An 18,283-nucleotide genomic window follows, 5' to 3' on the forward strand; every position below is an offset into this window, starting at 1 on the left:
GACTTTCCGTGACAGCCCATATCTACAAATTACCCAACTTTCGAACCGTTCCCCGCCTGCAGTTTATACATTTGTGCATACTGTCCGCCGAGCGCAAGCAACTCGTCGTGATTGCCGTGCTCGACGATTTCGCCGCGGTCCAGCACTAAAATGCGGTCCGCGTTTTTAATGGTCGATAAACGGTGGGCGATAATGAACGTCGTCCGTCCCTTCTTCAACACATCCATCGCATGCTGGATGATTTCCTCTGTTTCCGTGTCAATGTTAGATGTCGCTTCATCCAATATCAGAATCGCCGGGTCGAAGGCAAGTGCGCGTGCGAATGAAATGAGCTGGCGCTGCCCCGAAGAAAGTGTGCTTCCCTTCTCCACGACCGGCTCGTCAATCCCGCCTGGCAAATGCTTTAGTACGCGTTCTCCACCGACCGCGTCAAGCGCCTCTTGCACTTTTTCGCGTGAAATGCGTGCATCACCCAAGCTGATGTTTGACTCTACTGTCCCACTGAACAAATACGGATCCTGTAATACGATTCCCATATGATCACGTATTGTTTGGCGCGACATGTTCCCGATATTCATTCCATCGATCGTGATCTTACCTTTCGATACATCATAGAAACGGAAAAGCAAGTTCATGATAGAGCTTTTTCCGGATCCGGTATGACCAACGAGTGCGACGGTTTCCCCTTGCTTCGCCTCAAATGATATATCCTTCAACACATATTCCTCATCTTTATAAGCGAACCATACTTTTTCGAATCTGACGTTTCCACGATACCGGGCAATCTTTTCATCGCTGACCGGCTCTCCTTGGCGATCCATCAGACTAAAGACGCGCTCTGCTGCCACGAGGGAATGTTCAAGTCGCGCAAACTGATTGACGACTCCCGTAATCGGGTTGAATAGCCGTGTAATATAATCGACGAATGCATATAGCATACCGACAGAAATGACACTCTCCGCCGACAACGAAGCACCGCCGAAATACCAGATTAGAAAGACGAATGCTAGCGAGCGGATAATGTCGACTAGATTATGGGACGTCGCAGCCTCGACTTTCAATAATTTACTTTGATACTTATAATGTTCATCATTCAATTCATTGAATTCACCATCCATCTGCTTTTCCCGGCGAAAAGCTTGGATGATTGTCATGCCGTTGATCGATTCATTGATCATCGCATTCATTTCACTGTTTTTGCTCCGGATAATATGGTTCACTTTCGAAGCGAATCTCCGATACAATTTCATCCAGACGTATAGTACTGGCAAGACGAAAAGTGTGATGGCTCCCATTTTCGGATCCAAAATGAAAAGGGCGATGAAAATCCCAAGCATATACATCCCGCTAATTGCAAACTGTGAAACGACCGTCACATACAAGTTTCGGATTGCTTCCGTGTCATTCGTAATTCGCGCGACGACTTTTCCTGCAGGCAAATTATCGAAATATCGGATCGGCAACGTCTGGATATGCCCATACAATTCGTTCCGCATCTTCTGAATAATTCGGTTTGCAGCATTTTGCAGCAATAAATATTGGAAATACCTTAAAATAGCTGTCACTACAGCTAGCCCAAAGAATACAGCTAGCAGTTTAGCAATTGGTGTAAAATTGATCGTCTTATCAACTGCATCGGCAATATGATCGTCAATAATCTTCTTCGCAATCATCGGTCCCATCAAATCCGCTGCAACAGCGAATCCGAGAAGGATAATTCCAGTAATTAAAAGCTTCTTATAATCAAGCGCATACCGCACTAAACGTTTTCCGGTACTCATCTTATTCAACCTCCCCGATCTGCTGGCGGTCGAATTGCTCTTTATACCATCCGTTATTCGCAAGCAAGTCTTCATGTCTTCCTTCTTCAATGACACGTCCATCGTCAAGCACGATAATCCAATCCGCATGTTGAATTGCGGATAGACGGTGCGTCGTGATTATCGTCGTTTTCCCTGAACGTTCTGACTGAATGTTTTCGATGATCTTCGCTTCCGTCTTCGCGTCAACCGCCGAGAGCGAGTCATCGAGAATAAGAATTTCTGGATTTTTCACGAGAGCACGAGCGATTGAAATACGCTGCTTCTGACCACCTGACAATGCAACGCCTTTCTCACCTACAAGTGTATCAAGTCCCGATGGTAACATCTGTAAATCCTTTTCAAAATGGGATAGACGGATTGATTCCGCAATATCTTCCTCTGTCGCTTCCGGACGCCCGAACAGGATATTATCCCGAACGGAGCGTGAGAAAAGAACATGATCCTGTGGTACGTATCCAATCCAATCACGGACTTGATCTTTCTTCAATGATTGAAGAGCAACGTCCGAGAAGACGATTTCTCCGTCCCCTGCAGGATATTCACGCAGTAGCTGCTTGACGAACGTCGTTTTCCCGCTTCCCGTCTTTCCGACGATGCCGAGCGTTTGGCCACGGTCCAATTGAAGTTCGATATGATCCAAATTGACCGCATGTGACATTGGATACGTGAAGCTGACGTCATTGAAGCCGACACTTTCAGGTTGATCGACGTCGACTGGCTTATCAGGATCTTTCACGTCTTCCTCATAATTAAGCGTCTCCATAACACGATCCAAGGAAGCATTTCCGCGCTGCAATACGTTAATCAACTCTCCGATTGCAAACATCGGCCAGACGATCATCCCTAAATAGACATTGAACGTAACGAGATTTCCTAACGTGATTTCTTCTGCCGATACTAAATAGGCACCATACCCGAGTCCGATCATATACGTCAGCGCCGTAAGCACTTTCGAAAAGGGCATGAACAGCGCGTCGATTTTTTCAACATGCATATTCTTCTTGTAGACATCTTCTGTCATATCCGCAAAACGCTGCTCCGAAGCACGTTCTTGTACGTATGCACGAACGACCCTGACACCTGCCACAGCCTCTAACACATTGTCATTCAGGTCCCCGAATGCCTCTTGGGCTGTCATATACCGTTCGTGGATTTTCTTTCCGAGCACTTGCAATATATAAGCTAAGATTGGCAATGGCAAAATTGCTGCTAATGTCAATTTCCAAGAGACGACGAATCCCATCGTAATAATGAGCGTCCCTAAATACGCAGTCGAGTCGACGAGCGTCATAATCCCAAAACCTGCTGTCTCCGAAATCGCGCGAAGGTCATTCGTCGAACGTGCCATCAGATCCCCGGTCTTGTTTTTCTCATAAAATGTCGGAGTCATTTTAAGGAAATGGCGCATAAGCCGTGTCCTCAGTTGCCTTTCAATTACATATGCTCCTCCGAAAAGCTGATACTGCCAGACGAAGTTTCCGACATATGCGACAAGCATGATAAGAAACATCGCTCCGATGAAAAGTGCAAGCAGATGCGTCGTCATCGTCTTCGTATAAATGGCGTCAATCGCCTGCCCGATTAACCACGGCGGTAAAATGACGAGCACATTCGCCACCATTAAGAGGACAAGTGCCACCGTATACCTTTTGCGGTTTTCTTTGAAAAACCACTTTAATTTAAATAAAACCGAAAACATACTTTCAACCTTCTTCCTTCAATTCTTTCAACTATCCACTTTCTAGAGATTCCTTCTTTAATAGTTTCCGTTGCTGATTGATAATTTTCATAACCAGCGCTCCTTTCCTTCATTTTTTTATACCACGCATTAACTCGCTGTAAGATTCCTGTGGGAATCATCAGCCAGCAAATGCCTGATTGGCTCAACTAACAATCAGTGGAAAACCACCACTGATTGAAGTTTCACCTTATCTCACACGTTAAATAACGTGGAAACACCAAATATTCTTTCTAAAGACAAAAAAGCACACGCCTTTTAACATAAGCGTGTGCTCAAAAAAAGGGACGACTAAGTCATGCCGCCCTGGTACATTTCATAGAATAGAGAAAGAGCAGGTCAGCACGGTATTCAAATTTGATTGTTTTTTGATAAAAAGGATTTTTTTCATTTTCCGCACCTTCCTCACTATTTCGATTTTCGAATAATTCAACAGTACCACTGATAATTTCCATTTGTCAATACATTTCTGCACAATTTAGCTCCATTGTTTTAATACATGGCAATCGGGTAATAAACACTATACCACTCAAAGCAATTGATGAAGTGGTCTTCTACCGGTTGTAATTGATGTGCGGCAAAGTTCATCAACAGAACCCCACGGCAAAGTATATATAGAAATGGGCATGCCAGGAGAACGTTTCCTGGCATTTTTCATTGTATGCAAGAGTCGCATCTAAAATACATCATCCTATGAACAAATGAGATAGCGCTCCTAATACAGCCGTAATCAGCACTACTAGCCAAGGAGCCATTTTATAATACATTAAAAGACCGAAAGCGATGATTGCAATTCCAAAATCGACTGGATGGCCGATAGAGCTTGTGAAAACGGGATCATATAGCGCGGCGAGCAAAATTCCGACGACCGCCGCATTCACCCCTTTTAAGGCTGCTTGAATTCCAGGCTTCGATCGAATTGCCGACCAAAATGGCAATGTGCCGATGACAAGCAAGAATGAAGGCAAGAACATCGCAATTACCGCAACCGCAGCCCCCAACGGTCCATTCATCAAATGTCCCAAATAACCGGACAATGTAAAAAGAGGTCCAGGTACGGCTTGTGCCGCCCCGTATCCTGCAATGAACGTCTCAGCATCCATCCAGCCAGCCGGCACGACTTCCCGTTCCAGCATCGGCAATACGACATGCCCCCCGCCAAAAACGATTGAACCGACCCGATAGAAAATATCAAAAATCGCAAGGAACGTATTTTCTATGAAAGTTCTAATCGCCGGAACGATGATGAACAGCAAGAAGAAAATTGCCCATGCCGCCACTCCCGTCTTCTTTCCAAATGAAAGATCGATTGACTCCGGCTTCGGTGCCTGTTCTTTCCGATACAGCGCATACCCGAAGATTCCAGCTCCTACGATGATGGCGATTTGGCCAATCGCAGTTGGAATCAATAATGTTAAAACTGCCGCAGTGAGAGCGAGTGTTATTCTTGGCCGATCAGGCGTCAGTGACTTGCTCATTCCGACAAGTGCATGTGCTACTACAGCAACTGCAACAATTTTCAATCCTTTAATCCATCCGAGGTCGAATGTTGCTGTCGATGAAATTAACCATGCGAATGCCATTAAAAGCAACACCGACGGCAATGTAAAACCAATCCAGGAAAGAATCCCTCCTAGTAAACCGCCCCGCATCAACCCGATCGCAATCCCGACTTGCGAGCTTGCAGGACCAGGCAGGAATTGGCATAACGCCACGATATCCGCATACATTTTATCGTCGAGCCATTTCTTTTTCTTTACATATTCATCTCGGAAATAACCGATATGGGCCGCGGGACCTCCGAAAGATGTTAGTCCTAGCAGCAAAGATGTACGTAAAATCTCTGTTGCACTACCCCGTTTCTTCAAAACTACACCTCCGTTTATTTCATCCATTATACAAAACTTAGGCAAAACCATTTGTTTTTTTCTTGTAAATAATTTATCATTATCTTAAATACCCATTTTAAATTTACAGGAGGTGTGCACTTTGTTCTACCCCTCATTCGGGCGCGGGGCAAAGTAAACTTATTTGGACATTGCCATACGATTGGCAGCATTTGCTGCCTTGATCGCACTCACCGCATTTTTTGTTGCGAGTGAATTTGCAATAGTGAAAGTACGAACAACACGGATTAACCAGCTTGTTGCGGAAGGGAACCGCCGGGCGATTACAGCAAAAAAAGTCATTAGCAATCTCGATGAGTATTTATCCGCTTGTCAATTGGGAATAACGATAACTGCTTTAGGTCTCGGTATGCTAGGCGAACCGACCGTCAAACTACTTATGAAGCCAGTTTTTACCCAATTTGATATTGCCCCAAATGCTGCGACCATCCTTTCTTTCATCATCGCATTTACAGTCGTAACGTTTTTACATGTGGTAGTTGGTGAATTGGCTCCTAAAACGATCGCAATTCAGCGAGCGGAAGCCATTACGCTGGCATCAGCGAAACCGCTCATATTTTTTTACTTCATTATGTACCCTGTCATTAAAGGGATGAACGGATCGGCACGTGCCATTATCCGCCTTTTCGGTTTCAAACCAGCTTCAGAATCGGAAATGGTCCATTCTGAGGATGAGTTGAGGATGATTTTATCCGATAGCTTAAAAGGTGGGGAAATCAACCAGTCGGAATATAAGTTTGTCAACAAGATATTTGAGTTCGATGATCGGCTCGCCAAAGAAATCATGGTGCCACGTACTGAAATGATGACAATTGAGAAAGATGTCACATTGAGGGAAATGTTTGAATTAATGGGTGTCGAGCAATTCACTAGATACCCGGTCACAGACGGCGATAAAGACCATGTCATCGGCTTGGTGAATATGAAAAACCTGTTGACCGCTTACATTAAAGATCCTGAAACAGGAGATCAGCCCGTCAGCGAATATATGCAACCGATCATCCGGGTCATCGAATCGATGGCAATCGGTGATTTATTGCTTAAAATCCAACGTGAACGGATTCACATGGCTATTCTGATGGATGAATACGGCGGTACTTCCGGACTCGTGACAATTGAAGATATTTTAGAAGAGATTGTTGGAGAAATCCAAGATGAGTTTGATATAGATGAAGTGCCTGAAGTTCAGAAAATCAATGAAAACCATTATATTTTGGACGCGAAAATGTTAATTGAAAGCGTTAACGATGTACTCGACATCGATATTAATGAAGAAGATATCGATACAATCGGCGGATGGTTCATGTCGGAACGTTTCGAAGCCGTTCCGGGTGAAAAAATCATTGAACAAGGCTATGAGTTCACTGTGAAAGATGTTGAAGGACATCATATCCTTTACTTAGAAGTCATGAAAAATGAAAAAACGAATGGATCTGCTGACCTGCAGATCGAAGCGTAAATATAGTAGATAAAAGCTAAACGGCATCCCGCTTAAGAGGGATGCCGTTTATGTGCATATTAGCCTTTCTTATACTCCACTCGGTACACATCATGCCTGCGGTCTTTCAACTGTTTTACCGTTCCGTCTTGGCGTTGTCTTCGCAAAATTTCAAGATCCACATCCCCAATTAACACCATTTCCAAATTCGCATTCGTCTCTCCTACAATTCCATCCCTCGCGAATTCAAAATCGGATGGCGCAAAGATGGCTGACTGCGCATATTGGATATCCATGTTCTCCGTTTGCGGCAAATTGCCGACCGTTCCGGAAATAACTGTGTAAATCTGGTTTTCAACTGCCCGGGCCTGTGCACAATATCGAACGCGCAAATAACCTTGTCGATCCTCTGTACAAAAAGGAGTGAAGATTATATTCGCCCCTTTGTCCGTCGCAATACGCGCAAGCTCCGGAAATTCGATATCATAACAGATCTGGATGGCGATTTTTCCGCAGTCGGTGTCAAACACTTTTATTTCATCGCCTTGGCTAATTCCCCACCATTTCCGTTCATTCGGCGTAATATGGATTTTATATTGCTTTTCGATTGACCCATCCCTTCTGAACAGATAGGCGATATTGTAAATTTCCTCATCCTCTTCCTCGACGAAATGGGAGCCTCCGATAATATTCACATTGTAGCGTACGGCAAGATTCGTGAACAATTCGATGTACTGTGGTGTGTACTCTGTCATCTTCCGTACGGCCCTGCTTGGAGAAGGTTCATCCAAGAACGACATGAGCTGCGTCGTAAATATTTCAGGAAAGACAACGAAATCCGAGTTTGCATCAGACGCAACATCCACAAAGTATTCGCATTGATTTGCCATTTCTTCGAATGAAGATATTTTTCTCATCAAATATTGGACGACGCAAATACGAACCGGATAGCTTGTCTTATAATGCCGCTTCGTCGTCGCCTTATAATCGACATTATTCCATTCCATCAATGTTGCGTATCTTTTTGATGCTTTATCGTCAGGCAAATAATTCGGATTGATCCGCATGAGCGTGAAGTCATTTAAAAGCTGGAACGTGAGCACGGGGTCATAAATTTTATGTCGCGTTACCGCTTCTACATATTCACGGGCAGACATTTCCGCAGCATACCGATGATAATTCGGGATTCTTCCGCCGATAATAATCGATTTCAAATTCAACCGTTGTACAAGCTCTTTCCTCGCCTCATACAGTCGCTGCCCCACCTTCATCCTTCTATAATCCGGATGGACCATCACTTCGATGCCGTATAGATTATAGCCTTCAGGATTATGGTTCGTTATATAACCATGCGCGGAAATATCATCCCACGAATGACGATCATCGTATTCATCAAAATTGATGATCAAGCTTGAACAAGATCCGATAATTTCCCCATCGAGCTCAGCTACGAACTGCCCTTCCGGAAATATGGACAGATGGCTTTTCAAATGCCCCTCCTCCCAAGGATCCATGCCTGGGAAGCATACTTCCTGCATCTTTAAAATCTTTTCGATGTCATCCTCTTTCATCTCCCGGATGACCATACTCATTTCAAATGATGATAAATCAATTTCTTCACTCATCCACTTCACCCTTTCTACATAATATGTACCCATAATTGATGAAGTAAAGTCATCTAGTTGCGATTATTTTACATGAATACACCTTCACCGTATAATCAAAGTGGAGTCGTAGGAACAGGAGTTGATGGTATGCATAAACGCTTGGAGAACGGTCTTGTTTTCATTTTCACTACTTCCCTTATCGCGACATTAGGATCTTTGTACTTTTCAAACGTACGTGGATTTGAACCTTGCACAATGTGTTGGTATCAACGCATCTTTATGTATCCGATCGTGTTGATGTCCGGTGTCGCTTTATTCCAGAAAAATGCAAAAATCGCATTGACAACAGCCGTCTTTTCGATTGTCGGCGGTTCCATTTCAATCTACCATTATGGACTGCAGAAACTGCGTTTTTTACAAGACAGCGCGCCCGCTTGCGGAAATGTATCCTGTACAGGACAGTATGTGAACTACCTTGGATTCATCACAATTCCATTCATGGCTTTGACGGCATTTGTGCTGATCCTCATTACAAGCCTCTTCTTATTGAAATGGCAAAAGGAGTCTAATTGAATTGAAGAAATTACTTATCATCGGCGGTGTCATCGTCGCCATCTTCGCTTTAATCATCGTGTTGAATAACCAAACCAACAAAGATAAGCTGAAGGACAATCCATATGGAACAAACAATCTTAAACAACCGACAATCGACTTGCTGGGCAATGAAAATTACAGCAATATCGTCCTTCCGGATGAACTTTACGAAAAGGTCACTTCAGGTGAATCCGTTACTGCATACTTCTTCCACCCCGAGTGCCAATACTGCCAGCAGATGACACCAATCCTCATGCCAATTGCGAAAGAAAAAGGGATTGATGTATATCAATTCAATATGCTTGAATTCGGCAATAAATCGCAACCGTACGGCATCACATCTTGGCCGGCATTAATCCATTATGAGGATGGAAAAGAAGTTTCCCGTATCGTTGGCTTGCCTGTAAATCCAGAGGATGATATTAAAGCCTTCTTCGATGCGTATGATAAAGAATGATGGAAAAACTGCATACAGTCTTCCGTTTTCGAATGATTCAGGACGGATTAACAATTGAGGAACTTCTTCGGGATGATTGGAAAGCAGGTAAGAAGACTGTCCATCAAATGAGGATGGAGAAGGCTGTTACGGATATAGCTGAGCAGCCTATTGATTGGCGCACGCCTTTAGCAGAAGGGACAGAACTTGTTTTTCACTTCAAAGATGCCATATCATCCTATAAGCCGGATGATCGAGCGACAATTTCCATCCTATTCGAGGATGAGCATATCATCGCCGCTACGAAACCGGCGGGCATCGCCATCCATCCTGATGATGACGATGCAGGCGGGACTTTCATGAATGCCATCATGGCGCATGTTGTAAGGAATGGCGGAGCTTATGCAGAGCATATCCACCGTCTTGACAAAGGGACGGAAGGGATCGTACTCGTTGCGAAGCATCCAATTGCAAAAGCGCTTTTCGACCGGATGATCGAGGAACGTGCCATAACACGAATCTATCATGCAGAAGTGGGTGGACGCTTGAAACGGATGCGAGGGACGCTACAATATCCGATTGGACGGGACCGCCACCATCCGACGCGTCGCCGAGTGTCTCCAGGCGGGCAAGACGCCATCACCCGCTACCGTGTCATTGAACGAAACAATGACACAACACTTGTAGAGGCGAGCCTTGAAACCGGAAGAACCCATCAGATCCGGGTACACTTCTCCCATATCGGACACCCTGTCAAAGGCGATACACTTTATGGCGGAAGTGAAACTGCCGATGGCAACTACCGATTAGTGGCGAAAAAGGTTTCTTTCGAGCATCCTTTTACAAAAGAACAGACTACGATAGAAGTTATATAAAAAAACGCGGAAAAGATTGAATGATTCAGTTCATTCTTTCCGCGTTTTTTATATAGAGAAATTGGTAACTTTACGCTTCATCATATGTTTCCGGATTTGTACCCGTTCGCTCGTCGAGATTGAGGCCATCGATTTTCATCATATCCTCCACCGCCAACTCGAAGTCATTAACATCGATGTTTGACTCGATGCGGGCTGGTGTCACTGATTTAGGAATGACAACTAATCCATGTTGCAAATGCCATCTTATCATAACTTGCGCAGGCGTCTTTCCGTATTTCATCCCGATCTGTTGCAATGTCGGTTCGTCCATAAGCCTTCCTCTTGCCAATGGCGACCATGAAGTGATAACAATGCTATGTTCGTTGCAGAAGTTTCGTAGAGGTTCCTGTGTAAGCCGAGGATGCAATTCGATTTGATTCACCATAGGCTTCACATTCGCAACATTGAAAACCTGCTCAAGATGATGGATATGATGATTGGATACTCCTGTAGCCCGGATCAGTTTTTCATCATAAAGCCGTTCGATTGCACGATATGTATCCACGAATTTACCCGCCACTGGCCAATGGGTTAAGTATAGATCCAAATATTCCATGCCGAGTCTTTCCAATGAGGCTTCAAACGCTTTTAATGTCGCATCATACCCTTGGTCAGTGTTCCACACTTTTGACGTGATGAATAGCTGCTCACGCGGAATTCCCGATTGCCGGATCGCTTCGCCTGTCTCTTTCTCATTCTCATAGATTGCGGCTGTATCGATAGCATGGTAGCCGACTTTCAATGCATGTGAGATAGCCTGTATCGTCTCTTCACTATTAGTCATTTTGTAAACGCCAAGACCAAGTTGAGGCATTTCTACTCCGTTTGATAGTGTCACCTTACCGTCGAAATAATCCATTCCACTCTCCTCCTACCATGTTTCTGCTTTTATTGTACCTGTATTTATTAATTTTGACGAACAAAGATCATCAATTGTTAATCAGAATGACACAATTTTTCAGTCCAGTCATTTCAATTTCTAACTGATTAGGGTATACTAATTGAAGGACTACTGATTTTACAGGAGGTACATCTGATGAATCTTATCCTTATCATGGGCGTTTGCTTCGCATTCCTTTCTGCAATCCTTACAGGTGGATACGAAGATAAACCAGGTAAAGTAAAAAAATAAGTAGTAAAAACGGGACATGCCATAATTGGCTGTCCCGTTTTTTTATCATCCAGCTTCGGATGGCAGCTGCTCGGGCCATAAGTCAGCTCCTCTGCACGGCAAAGACCACCGTTTCGCAGATCTGCCTTATGCCTGTCACAGCTTACCGCCATCCTCCGCTTTTGCTATTTCAACTCTAAAAATGATTGTTGTCGTAGCGCTTCGTAAATAAGAATCGCAGCCGTGTTGGATAGGTTCAGTGATCTTATATGATCATTCATCGGTATGCGCAAGCAGTTTTCTTTGTTCTGTTCAATCACTTCGTCAGGCAGACCTGTCGTTTCTTTCCCGAAAACAAAGAAGACGTCCTGGGAAGGATCCGAAAAATCAAAGTCTGAATACGTCCGTTCCCCGAATTTCGTAATAAAGAAAAACTGCGCCCCAGGATATGCGTCAAAAAACTCCTGTATCCCTTCATGATACGTAATATCTACGTATTGCCAATAATCCAGCCCGGCACGCTTGAGCATTTTATCATCAGTGGAAAATCCAAGTGGTTTTATAAGATGTAATTTTGTTCCTGTCCCGGCACATGTACGAGCGATATTGCCTGTATTCGCGGGTATCAACGGTTCAAATAATGCGACATGTATCGCCATTTCAGCACTTCCTTTTTATAGTTTCCAATACTTTTTCCATCTCGATCCGTACGTCCGGATCCTCTTCTGTACGCAATGCCTTTTCAACCGCTGCGATGCCTTCGCTCGTCCCAATTTGTCCGAGTGCCCATGCGGCTGTCCCACGGATGACCTGACGCGGATCTTTCACAAGCAGTTCCGACAAAGTAGGTACAGCAGTCTTGTCCTTAAAATGAGCAAGTGCCAAGATGGCATTCCGTTGTATCGGATTCTTGCCTCTCCAAGAACCCGACATATGTCCATACGTTTCCTTGAATTGACGATTCGACAAACTGAGCATCGGTACGAGGAGCGGCTTCGCCAATTCGGGTTCAGGCTGAAACGCCGGCTGGTGAAGATTGTATTTACCTTTATTTTTCGGACAAACAGTTTGGCATGTATCGCAGCCGTATACCCTGTTTCCAATTTTTGCACGGAATTCCTCAGGTAGAGGCTTTTTCGTCTGTGTCAAAAAGGCGATACACCGTTGTGCATTGAGCTGTCCTCCTTGAATCAAAGCCCCTGTGGGACAGGCATCTAAACAGAGCGTACAATCCCCGCATTGATCCTCCATCGGAACGTCAGGCGCAAACGGGATATTCGTAATCATTTCCCCTAAATAAACATACGAACCGAACTCAGGTGTGATAACTGAACAGTTTTTACCGGACCAGCCGATTCCCGCCCGAACGGCCACAGCCCGGTCAACAAGTTCTCCTGTGTCCACCATCGAACGCATTGTCGCATTTGGCATCTTTTCGGAAATAAACGATTCTAAGAGCTGCAGCTTTTCACGAAGAACGTGATGATAATCCATCCCCCACGATGCCCTCGCAAAGATGCCTCGCCGCTCTCCCTTCTTCCCTTTTGGCGCATCTGCCATTTTAGAAGGGTAAGCGATCGCTATGGAAATTATGCTTTCAGCGCGATCAAGCAACATGAGCGGTTCTGTCCGTTTTTCAACATCACTTTCTTCGAAGCCGGATTGATAGCCCAATTCCTGTTGACGCCGCAGCCTATTTTTTAATTCAAGAAAAGGAGCGGCGGTTGTAAAGCCGATTTTATCGATGCCGATCGTAGCTGCATATTCTTTTATTGACGACTGTAGATGAGCGACATTCACAACATTCCGCCTCCTTTATGATAGGATTGATTAAAAGATAACAAAGGTGATGAGGATGAAAATAACTTTAGATAAACATCTATTGAAGCAGATGCCCGGATTGAAATTGGGCATTATCCATTATACCAAAATTACAGTGTCTGAATCTCCTCAAATGCTAAGAGGAAGGCTCCAATTATTCCAAGAACAGCTCTTTTTCGAATTGGACACCAAACCTTTGACTGACTTTCCAGGCATTAAGGAATGGAGAGAGACGTGGAAAGCTTTTGGAGCAGATCCAAATCGATACCGACCATCTGTAGAAGCTCTATACCGAAGAATTAAGAAGCAAAATTACTTGCGCACTGTCCATACTGCGGTTGACCTTAATACGTTTTTCTCTCTCCAATATGAAATTCCCGCGGGCATTTACGACGCAGCTAAGCTTGTCGGAGATATCCAATTAACCGTAGGCGGAGAAGAAGACGGTTATGACGGTTTGAATGGTCGTTTCAACACATTACACCACATTCTTCAATTAAAAGACGAATACAGCCCTTTCGGCAGCCCTTATGTAGACTCTATCAGAACGGCTGTTACGGAAGAGACGACGGATGCGCTGCACGTTCTATTTCTCCGACCTTCTATGGACAAGGAGGAAGCTTTGAAACTGACTACTGCATGCGGCAATATGTTTACGTCCATTAGCGGCGGAGAGGCGTCTTGCTATGTGATTGATGAAGAGAGTTCTTCCGTTATAGTGAATGGAAAGGAACCATTCAATTTTTGAACACACACGTACGATAGACTAGCAATAGACGACTCCGCCTCATGGAAAACGCCCCTATCCACGCGAATGTGGAAGGAGCGTTTTTTATTTGTACTGGATACCCAAGGCCGGACTTGAACCGGCACGCCTTGCGGCATCGCATTTTGAGTGCGACGTGTCTGCCATTCCACCACTTGGGCATAGTTGAGAATACCAAGAACATTTATTACAATAATGTAGAAAGAGAAAAGATGCAACCAGGGTTGCATCTTTTCGATGTGGATACCCGAGGCCGGACTTGAACCGGCACGCCTCGCGGCATCGCATTTTGAGTGCGACGTGTCTGCCATTCCACCACTCGGGCATAATAACAAATTACTTACAGCATACATGAAATATGGAGGCGGCAACCGGAATCGAACCGGTGGTAAGGGTGTTGCAGACCCGTGCCTTACCGCTTGGCTATGCCGCCGTAAGAAAGATGGAGCGGAAGACGGGATTCGAACCCGCGACCCCGACCTTGGCAAGGTCGTATTCTACCACTGAACTACTTCCGCAAAACTGGGGTAGCTGGATTCGAACCAACGAATGACGGAGTCAAAGTCCGTTGCCTTACCGCTTGGCTATACCCCAAAAACTAAATGGGGCGACTGAAGGGAATCGAACCCTCGAATGTCGGAACCACAATCCGATGCGTTAACCACTTCGCCACAATCGCCATAATAAAATGAGTTATAAATACGTAATACTACATGGATGGGGCGGACGAGGGGAATCGAACCCCCGAATGTCGGAACCACAATCCGATGCGTTAACCACTTCGCCACGACCGCCATAGTATTGGTTAAACAGAAATGGCAGGGGCAGTAGGAATCGAACCCACACCAAAGGTTTTGGAGACCTCTATTCTACCGTTAAACTATGCCCCTGTAAAATGGTGGTGGGGGACGGATTCGAACCGCCGAACCCGGAGGGAGCGGATTTACAGTCCGCCGCGTTTAGCCACTTCGCTACCCCACCAAGAAAAGCATATGCCGGCGATAGGAGTCGAACCCACGACCTACTGATTACAAGTCAGTTGCTCTACCAACTGAGCTACACCGGCATAATATTAAAATGGTGGCTCAGGACGGAATCGAACCGCCGACACAAGGATTTTCAGTCCTTTGCTCTACCGACTGAGCTACTGAGCCACATAAAAATGGCGGTCCCGACCGGGATCGAACCGGCGATCTCCTGCGTGACAGGCAGGCATGTTAACCGCTACACCACGGGACCTTTTGGTTGCGGGGGCAGGATTTGAACCTGCGACCTTCGGGTTATGAGCCCGACGAGCTACCACTGCTCCACCCCGCGATAATGTTAGTTGTAGGAATTTTAAAGCCTACGCATTCGGTTTTATTTTGGGACTTTGTTGTAATTTACTTTTAGTAAATTACACAAATCACATTCTGCGTTATGTGATTTGCTCCACCCCGCGATAATAATAATTCAATTTGCTTTGTTGCAATTTTCTTTAAGGTAATTATGGTGGAGGATGACGGGTTCGAACCGCCGACCCCCTGCTTGTAAGGCAGGTGCTCTCCCAGCTGAGCTAATCCTCCGGGTTTAAATTGTGATAAGCTGCGCATCTCTTTGTCAGCTTCTTTCACTCACTCAGTCGCGTACTTAAGTACGCTCCCTCTTTCCTTCAATCGCTTCCGCGACCTGCTTGCTTCTCCCACTTTAAACAGAAGTCGCATCTAAAGTGGAAAGGCTGTTAGTGAAATGGTGACCCCTACGGGATTCGAACCCGTGTTACCGCCGTGAAAGGGCGGTGTCTTAACCGCTTGACCAAGGGGCCATATGCATGTAATAAATCTGGCGGAGAGCAAGGGATTTGAACCCTTGATACGCGGTTAGCGTATACACGATTTCCAATCGTGCTCCTTCGGCCACTCGGACAGCTCTCCAATTGGCTCCGCAGGTAGGACTCGAACCTACGACCGATCGGTTAACAGCCGATTGCTCTACCACTGAGCTACTGCGGAATAATGTTAGCATGAGTTTTTCACTCATTAAGTCATTTGAAGAATGACAGCCCAGCGACGTCTTACTCTCACAGGGGGAAGCCCCCTACTACCATCAGCGCTGAAGAGCTTAACTTCCGTGTTCGGTATGGGAACGGGTGTGACCTCTTCGCCATCATCACTGGACTTTTTTCACAAGACAAGAATTATTATATCATATCTGGTGAATAATTCAAGCGTTTTTTTCAAAATAAATTATTTTGTTCGCTCAAAACCGGATAAAACCAACATTGTTGCTGAACTCAAGTTCAACCGTACTTTTTTAACCGATAAGGTTAAGTCCTCGATCGATTAGTATCCGTCAGCTGCACGTGTCGCCACGCTTCCACCCCGGACCTATCCACCTCATCTTCTTTGAGGGATCTTACTTACAAATGTAATGGGAAATCTCATCTTGAGGGGGGCTTCATGCTTAGATGCTTTCAGCATTTATCCCGTCCACACATAGCTACCCAGCGATGCCTTTGGCAAGACAACTGGTACACCAGCGGTGTGTCCATCCCGGTCCTCTCGTACTAAGGACAGCTCCTCTCAAATTTCCTGCGCCCGCGACGGATAGGGACCGAACTGTCTCACGACGTTCTGAACCCAGCTCGCGTACCGCTTTAATGGGCGAACAGCCCAACCCTTGGGACCGACTACAGCCCCAGGATGCGATGAGCCGACATCGAGGTGCCAAACCTCCCCGTCGATGTGGACTCTTGGGGGAGATAAGCCTGTTATCCCCGGGGTAGCTTTTATCCGTTGAGCGATGGCCCTTCCATGCGGAACCACCGGATCACTAAGCCCGTCTTTCGACCCTGCTCGACTTGTAGGTCTCGCAGTCAAGCTCCCTTATGCCTTTGCACTCTACGAATGATGTCCAACCATTCTGAGGGAACCTTTGGGCGCCTCCGTTACACTTTAGGAGGCGACCGCCCCAGTCAAACTGCCCACCTGACACTGTCTCCTGCCCGGATCACGGGCAAGGGTTAGAAGTCCAATACAGCCAGGGTAGTATCCCACCATTGCCTCCTCCGAAGCTGGCGCTCCGGATTCCAAGGCTCCTACCTATCCTGTACAGGCTGCACCGGAATTCAATATCAGGCTACAGTAAAGCTCCACGGGGTCTTTCCGTCCTGTCGCGGGTAATGCGCATCTTCACGCATATTATAATTTCACCGAGTCTCTCGTTGAGACAGTGCCCAGATCGTTACGCCTTTCGTGCGGGTCGGAACTTACCCGACAAGGAATTTCGCTACCTTAGGACCGTTATAGTTACGGCCGCCGTTTACTGGGGCTTCAATTCGAAGCTTCGCTTGCGCTGACCTCTCCTCTTAACCTTCCAGCACCGGGCAGGCGTCAGCCCCTATACGTCACCTTACGGTTTTGCAGAGACCTGTGTTTTTGCTAAACAGTCGCCTGGGCCTATTCACTGCGGCTCTCTCGGGCTTTAACACCCTACCAGAGCACCCCTTCTCCCGAAGTTACGGGGTCATTTTGCCGAGTTCCTTAACGAGAGTTCTCTCGATCACCTTAGGATTCTCTCCTCGCCTACCTGTGTCGGTTTGCGGTACGGGCACCTCCCGCCTCGCTAGAGGCTTTTCTTGGCAGTGTGAAATCAGGGACTCCGGGGATAATTCCCCTTGCCATCACAGCTCAATGTTATAGGAACGGGATTTGCCTCGTTCCACACCTCACTGCTTGGACGCGCATGACCAACAGCGCGCTCACCCTATCCTTCTGCGTCCCCCCATTGCTGATAACGGCGGGGAGGTGGTACAGGAATATCAACCTGTTATCCATCGTCTACGCCTTTCGGCCTCGACTTAGGTCCCGACTAACCCTGAGCGGACGAGCCTTCCTCAGGAAACCTTAGGCATTCGGTGGAAGGGATTCTCACCCTTCTTTCGCTACTCATACCGGCATTCTCACTTCCAAGCGCTCCACCAGTCCTTACGATCTGGCTTCGACGCCCTTGGAACGCTCTCCTACCACTGACACCAAAGGTGTCAATCCGCAGTTTCGGTGATCCGTTTAGCCCCGGTACATTTTCGGCGCAGCGCCACTCGACCAGTGAGCTATTACGCACTCTTTAAATGGTGGCTGCTTCTAA

12 protein-coding genes, 17 tRNA genes and 2 rRNA genes (1 of these 31 running past the window's edge) are annotated in these 18,283 nt (G+C 46.0%); 5 read left to right on the forward strand and 26 right to left on the reverse strand.

Annotated features, from left to right (window positions below; all coding sequences use genetic code 11):
* Window positions 1-29 precede the first annotated feature (29 nt).
* From AC0L13_RS14625 to chrA, 3 genes are all read right to left on the reverse strand, one after another.
* Entirely contained in the window at window positions 30-1,781 is a 1,752-nt protein-coding gene (locus tag AC0L13_RS14625; protein ID WP_473640832.1) for an ABC transporter ATP-binding protein, read from the reverse strand.
* A gap of 1 nt (window position 1,782) precedes the next feature.
* Window positions 1,783-3,522, reverse strand: a complete 1,740-nt coding sequence (locus AC0L13_RS14630) for an ABC transporter ATP-binding protein (protein ID WP_473640834.1) — start codon at window positions 3,520-3,522, stop codon at window positions 1,783-1,785.
* Between the two features lie 725 nt (window positions 3,523-4,247).
* A complete protein-coding gene (chrA, locus tag AC0L13_RS14635) occupies window positions 4,248-5,429 on the reverse strand; it encodes a chromate efflux transporter (protein ID WP_473640836.1) in 1,182 nt (393 codons plus the stop codon).
* A 163-nt stretch (window positions 5,430-5,592) separates the two neighbouring features.
* Here chrA and AC0L13_RS14640 point away from each other — a divergent pair, with 163 nt between their 5' ends.
* The gene (locus AC0L13_RS14640; RefSeq protein ID WP_473640839.1) at window positions 5,593-6,927 is read left to right on the forward strand and encodes a hemolysin family protein; all 1,335 of its coding nucleotides are present in this window, start codon (window positions 5,593-5,595) and stop codon (window positions 6,925-6,927) included.
* A gap of 59 nt (window positions 6,928-6,986) precedes the next feature.
* Here AC0L13_RS14640 and AC0L13_RS14645 read toward each other — a convergent pair whose 3' ends face one another.
* Entirely contained in the window at window positions 6,987-8,531 is a 1,545-nt protein-coding gene (locus tag AC0L13_RS14645; RefSeq protein ID WP_473640842.1) for a GNAT family N-acetyltransferase, read from the reverse strand.
* Between the two features lie 129 nt (window positions 8,532-8,660).
* Here AC0L13_RS14645 and AC0L13_RS14650 point away from each other — a divergent pair, with 129 nt between their 5' ends.
* The 3 genes from AC0L13_RS14650 to AC0L13_RS14660 are packed head-to-tail and all read left to right on the forward strand — an operon-like array spanning window position 8,661 to window position 10,418.
* Window positions 8,661-9,086: a disulfide oxidoreductase gene (locus AC0L13_RS14650; RefSeq protein WP_473640844.1), complete on the forward strand. Its 426-nt coding sequence runs from the start codon at window positions 8,661-8,663 to the stop codon at window positions 9,084-9,086.
* Between the two features lies 1 nt (window position 9,087).
* On the forward strand, window positions 9,088-9,564 hold the full coding sequence (locus tag AC0L13_RS14655; RefSeq protein WP_473640847.1) for a thioredoxin family protein: 477 nt from the start codon (window positions 9,088-9,090) through the stop codon (window positions 9,562-9,564).
* Window positions 9,564-10,418 carry an RluA family pseudouridine synthase gene (locus AC0L13_RS14660; RefSeq protein WP_473640849.1) on the forward strand — a complete coding sequence of 285 codons (855 nt, stop codon included), beginning with the start codon at window positions 9,564-9,566 and terminating at the stop codon, window positions 10,416-10,418. Before AC0L13_RS14655 ends, AC0L13_RS14660 begins: the two co-directional genes overlap by 1 nt.
* A 70-nt stretch (window positions 10,419-10,488) precedes the next feature.
* On the opposite strand, the gene AC0L13_RS14665 is transcribed toward AC0L13_RS14660, so the two are convergent.
* From AC0L13_RS14665 to queG, 3 genes are all read right to left on the reverse strand, one after another.
* Window positions 10,489-11,319 (reverse strand): aldo/keto reductase, encoded by an 831-nt coding sequence (locus AC0L13_RS14665; protein WP_473640851.1) that lies wholly within the window; start codon window positions 11,317-11,319, stop codon window positions 10,489-10,491.
* A gap of 437 nt (window positions 11,320-11,756) precedes the next feature.
* The gene (trmL, locus tag AC0L13_RS14670) at window positions 11,757-12,230 is read right to left on the reverse strand and encodes a tRNA (uridine(34)/cytosine(34)/5-carboxymethylaminomethyluridine(34)-2'-O)-methyltransferase TrmL (RefSeq protein ID WP_473640853.1); all 474 of its coding nucleotides are present in this window, start codon (window positions 12,228-12,230) and stop codon (window positions 11,757-11,759) included.
* A gap of 1 nt (window position 12,231) precedes the next feature.
* A complete protein-coding gene (gene queG, locus AC0L13_RS14675; RefSeq protein ID WP_473640855.1) occupies window positions 12,232-13,371 on the reverse strand; it encodes a tRNA epoxyqueuosine(34) reductase QueG in 1,140 nt (379 codons plus the stop codon).
* A gap of 55 nt (window positions 13,372-13,426) precedes the next feature.
* Between queG and AC0L13_RS14680 the strand changes: the two genes are divergently transcribed.
* A complete protein-coding gene (locus AC0L13_RS14680; RefSeq protein WP_473640857.1) occupies window positions 13,427-14,140 on the forward strand; it encodes a B3/B4 domain-containing protein in 714 nt (237 codons plus the stop codon).
* 98 nt (window positions 14,141-14,238) lie between these two features.
* Here AC0L13_RS14680 and AC0L13_RS14685 read toward each other — a convergent pair.
* The 19 genes from AC0L13_RS14685 to AC0L13_RS14775 form a co-directional block, all read right to left on the reverse strand.
* Window positions 14,239-14,319: transfer RNA gene (locus AC0L13_RS14685), tRNA-Leu, on the reverse strand.
* Between the two features lie 83 nt (window positions 14,320-14,402).
* Window positions 14,403-14,483 (reverse strand) — tRNA-Leu (locus AC0L13_RS14690).
* Window positions 14,484-14,517: 34 nt separating this feature from the next.
* A tRNA-Cys gene (locus AC0L13_RS14695) sits at window positions 14,518-14,591 on the reverse strand.
* Window positions 14,592-14,601: 10 nt separating this feature from the next.
* Window positions 14,602-14,676 (reverse strand) — tRNA-Gly (locus AC0L13_RS14700).
* Between the two features lie 4 nt (window positions 14,677-14,680).
* Window positions 14,681-14,752, reverse strand: a tRNA-Gln gene (locus tag AC0L13_RS14705).
* 9 nt (window positions 14,753-14,761) lie between these two features.
* Window positions 14,762-14,837, reverse strand: a tRNA-His gene (locus AC0L13_RS14710).
* A gap of 39 nt (window positions 14,838-14,876) precedes the next feature.
* A tRNA-His gene (locus AC0L13_RS14715) sits at window positions 14,877-14,952 on the reverse strand.
* Between the two features lie 22 nt (window positions 14,953-14,974).
* Window positions 14,975-15,048 (reverse strand) — tRNA-Trp (locus AC0L13_RS14720).
* A gap of 6 nt (window positions 15,049-15,054) precedes the next feature.
* Window positions 15,055-15,139 (reverse strand) — tRNA-Tyr (locus AC0L13_RS14725).
* Between the two features lie 12 nt (window positions 15,140-15,151).
* Window positions 15,152-15,224, reverse strand: a tRNA-Thr gene (locus AC0L13_RS14730).
* 12 nt (window positions 15,225-15,236) lie between these two features.
* Window positions 15,237-15,312 (reverse strand) — tRNA-Phe (locus tag AC0L13_RS14735).
* A 9-nt stretch (window positions 15,313-15,321) separates the two neighbouring features.
* Window positions 15,322-15,397: transfer RNA gene (locus AC0L13_RS14740), tRNA-Asp, on the reverse strand.
* A 3-nt stretch (window positions 15,398-15,400) separates the two neighbouring features.
* A tRNA-Met gene (locus tag AC0L13_RS14745) sits at window positions 15,401-15,475 on the reverse strand.
* Between the two features lie 172 nt (window positions 15,476-15,647).
* Window positions 15,648-15,723: transfer RNA gene (locus AC0L13_RS14750), tRNA-Val, on the reverse strand.
* Between the two features lie 164 nt (window positions 15,724-15,887).
* A tRNA-Glu gene (locus AC0L13_RS14755) sits at window positions 15,888-15,962 on the reverse strand.
* Between the two features lie 18 nt (window positions 15,963-15,980).
* A tRNA-Ser gene (locus AC0L13_RS14760) sits at window positions 15,981-16,071 on the reverse strand.
* A gap of 3 nt (window positions 16,072-16,074) precedes the next feature.
* Window positions 16,075-16,149 (reverse strand) — tRNA-Asn (locus tag AC0L13_RS14765).
* 49 nt (window positions 16,150-16,198) lie between these two features.
* A 5S ribosomal RNA gene (rrf, locus tag AC0L13_RS14770) occupies window positions 16,199-16,314 on the reverse strand.
* Window positions 16,315-16,459: 145 nt separating this feature from the next.
* Window positions 16,460-18,283, reverse strand: a 23S ribosomal RNA gene (locus tag AC0L13_RS14775) (it continues 1,110 nt past the right edge of the window).

Source organism: Sporosarcina sp. QA0331 (genome assembly GCF_055808055.1).

What these genes read in the sequence shown, in the direction of transcription:
- AC0L13_RS14660 (WP_473640849.1), top strand. Translation starts at nt 9,564, where the DNA reads ATGGAAAAACTGCATACAGTCTTCCGTTTTCGAATGATTCAGGACGGA.
- AC0L13_RS14665 (WP_473640851.1), bottom strand. Translation starts at nt 11,319, where the DNA reads ATGGATTATTTCGACGGTAAGGTGACACTATCAAACGGAGTAGAAATG.
- AC0L13_RS14630 (WP_473640834.1), bottom strand. Translation starts at nt 3,522, where the DNA reads ATGTTTTCGGTTTTATTTAAATTAAAGTGGTTTTTCAAAGAAAACCGC.
- AC0L13_RS14650 (WP_473640844.1), top strand. Translation starts at nt 8,661, where the DNA reads ATGCATAAACGCTTGGAGAACGGTCTTGTTTTCATTTTCACTACTTCC.
- AC0L13_RS14625 (WP_473640832.1), bottom strand. Translation starts at nt 1,781, where the DNA reads ATGAGTACCGGAAAACGTTTAGTGCGGTATGCGCTTGATTATAAGAAG.
- AC0L13_RS14680 (WP_473640857.1), top strand. Translation starts at nt 13,427, where the DNA reads ATGAAAATAACTTTAGATAAACATCTATTGAAGCAGATGCCCGGATTG.
- AC0L13_RS14645 (WP_473640842.1), bottom strand. Translation starts at nt 8,531, where the DNA reads ATGAGTGAAGAAATTGATTTATCATCATTTGAAATGAGTATGGTCATC.
- trmL (WP_473640853.1), bottom strand. Translation starts at nt 12,230, where the DNA reads ATGGCGATACATGTCGCATTATTTGAACCGTTGATACCCGCGAATACA.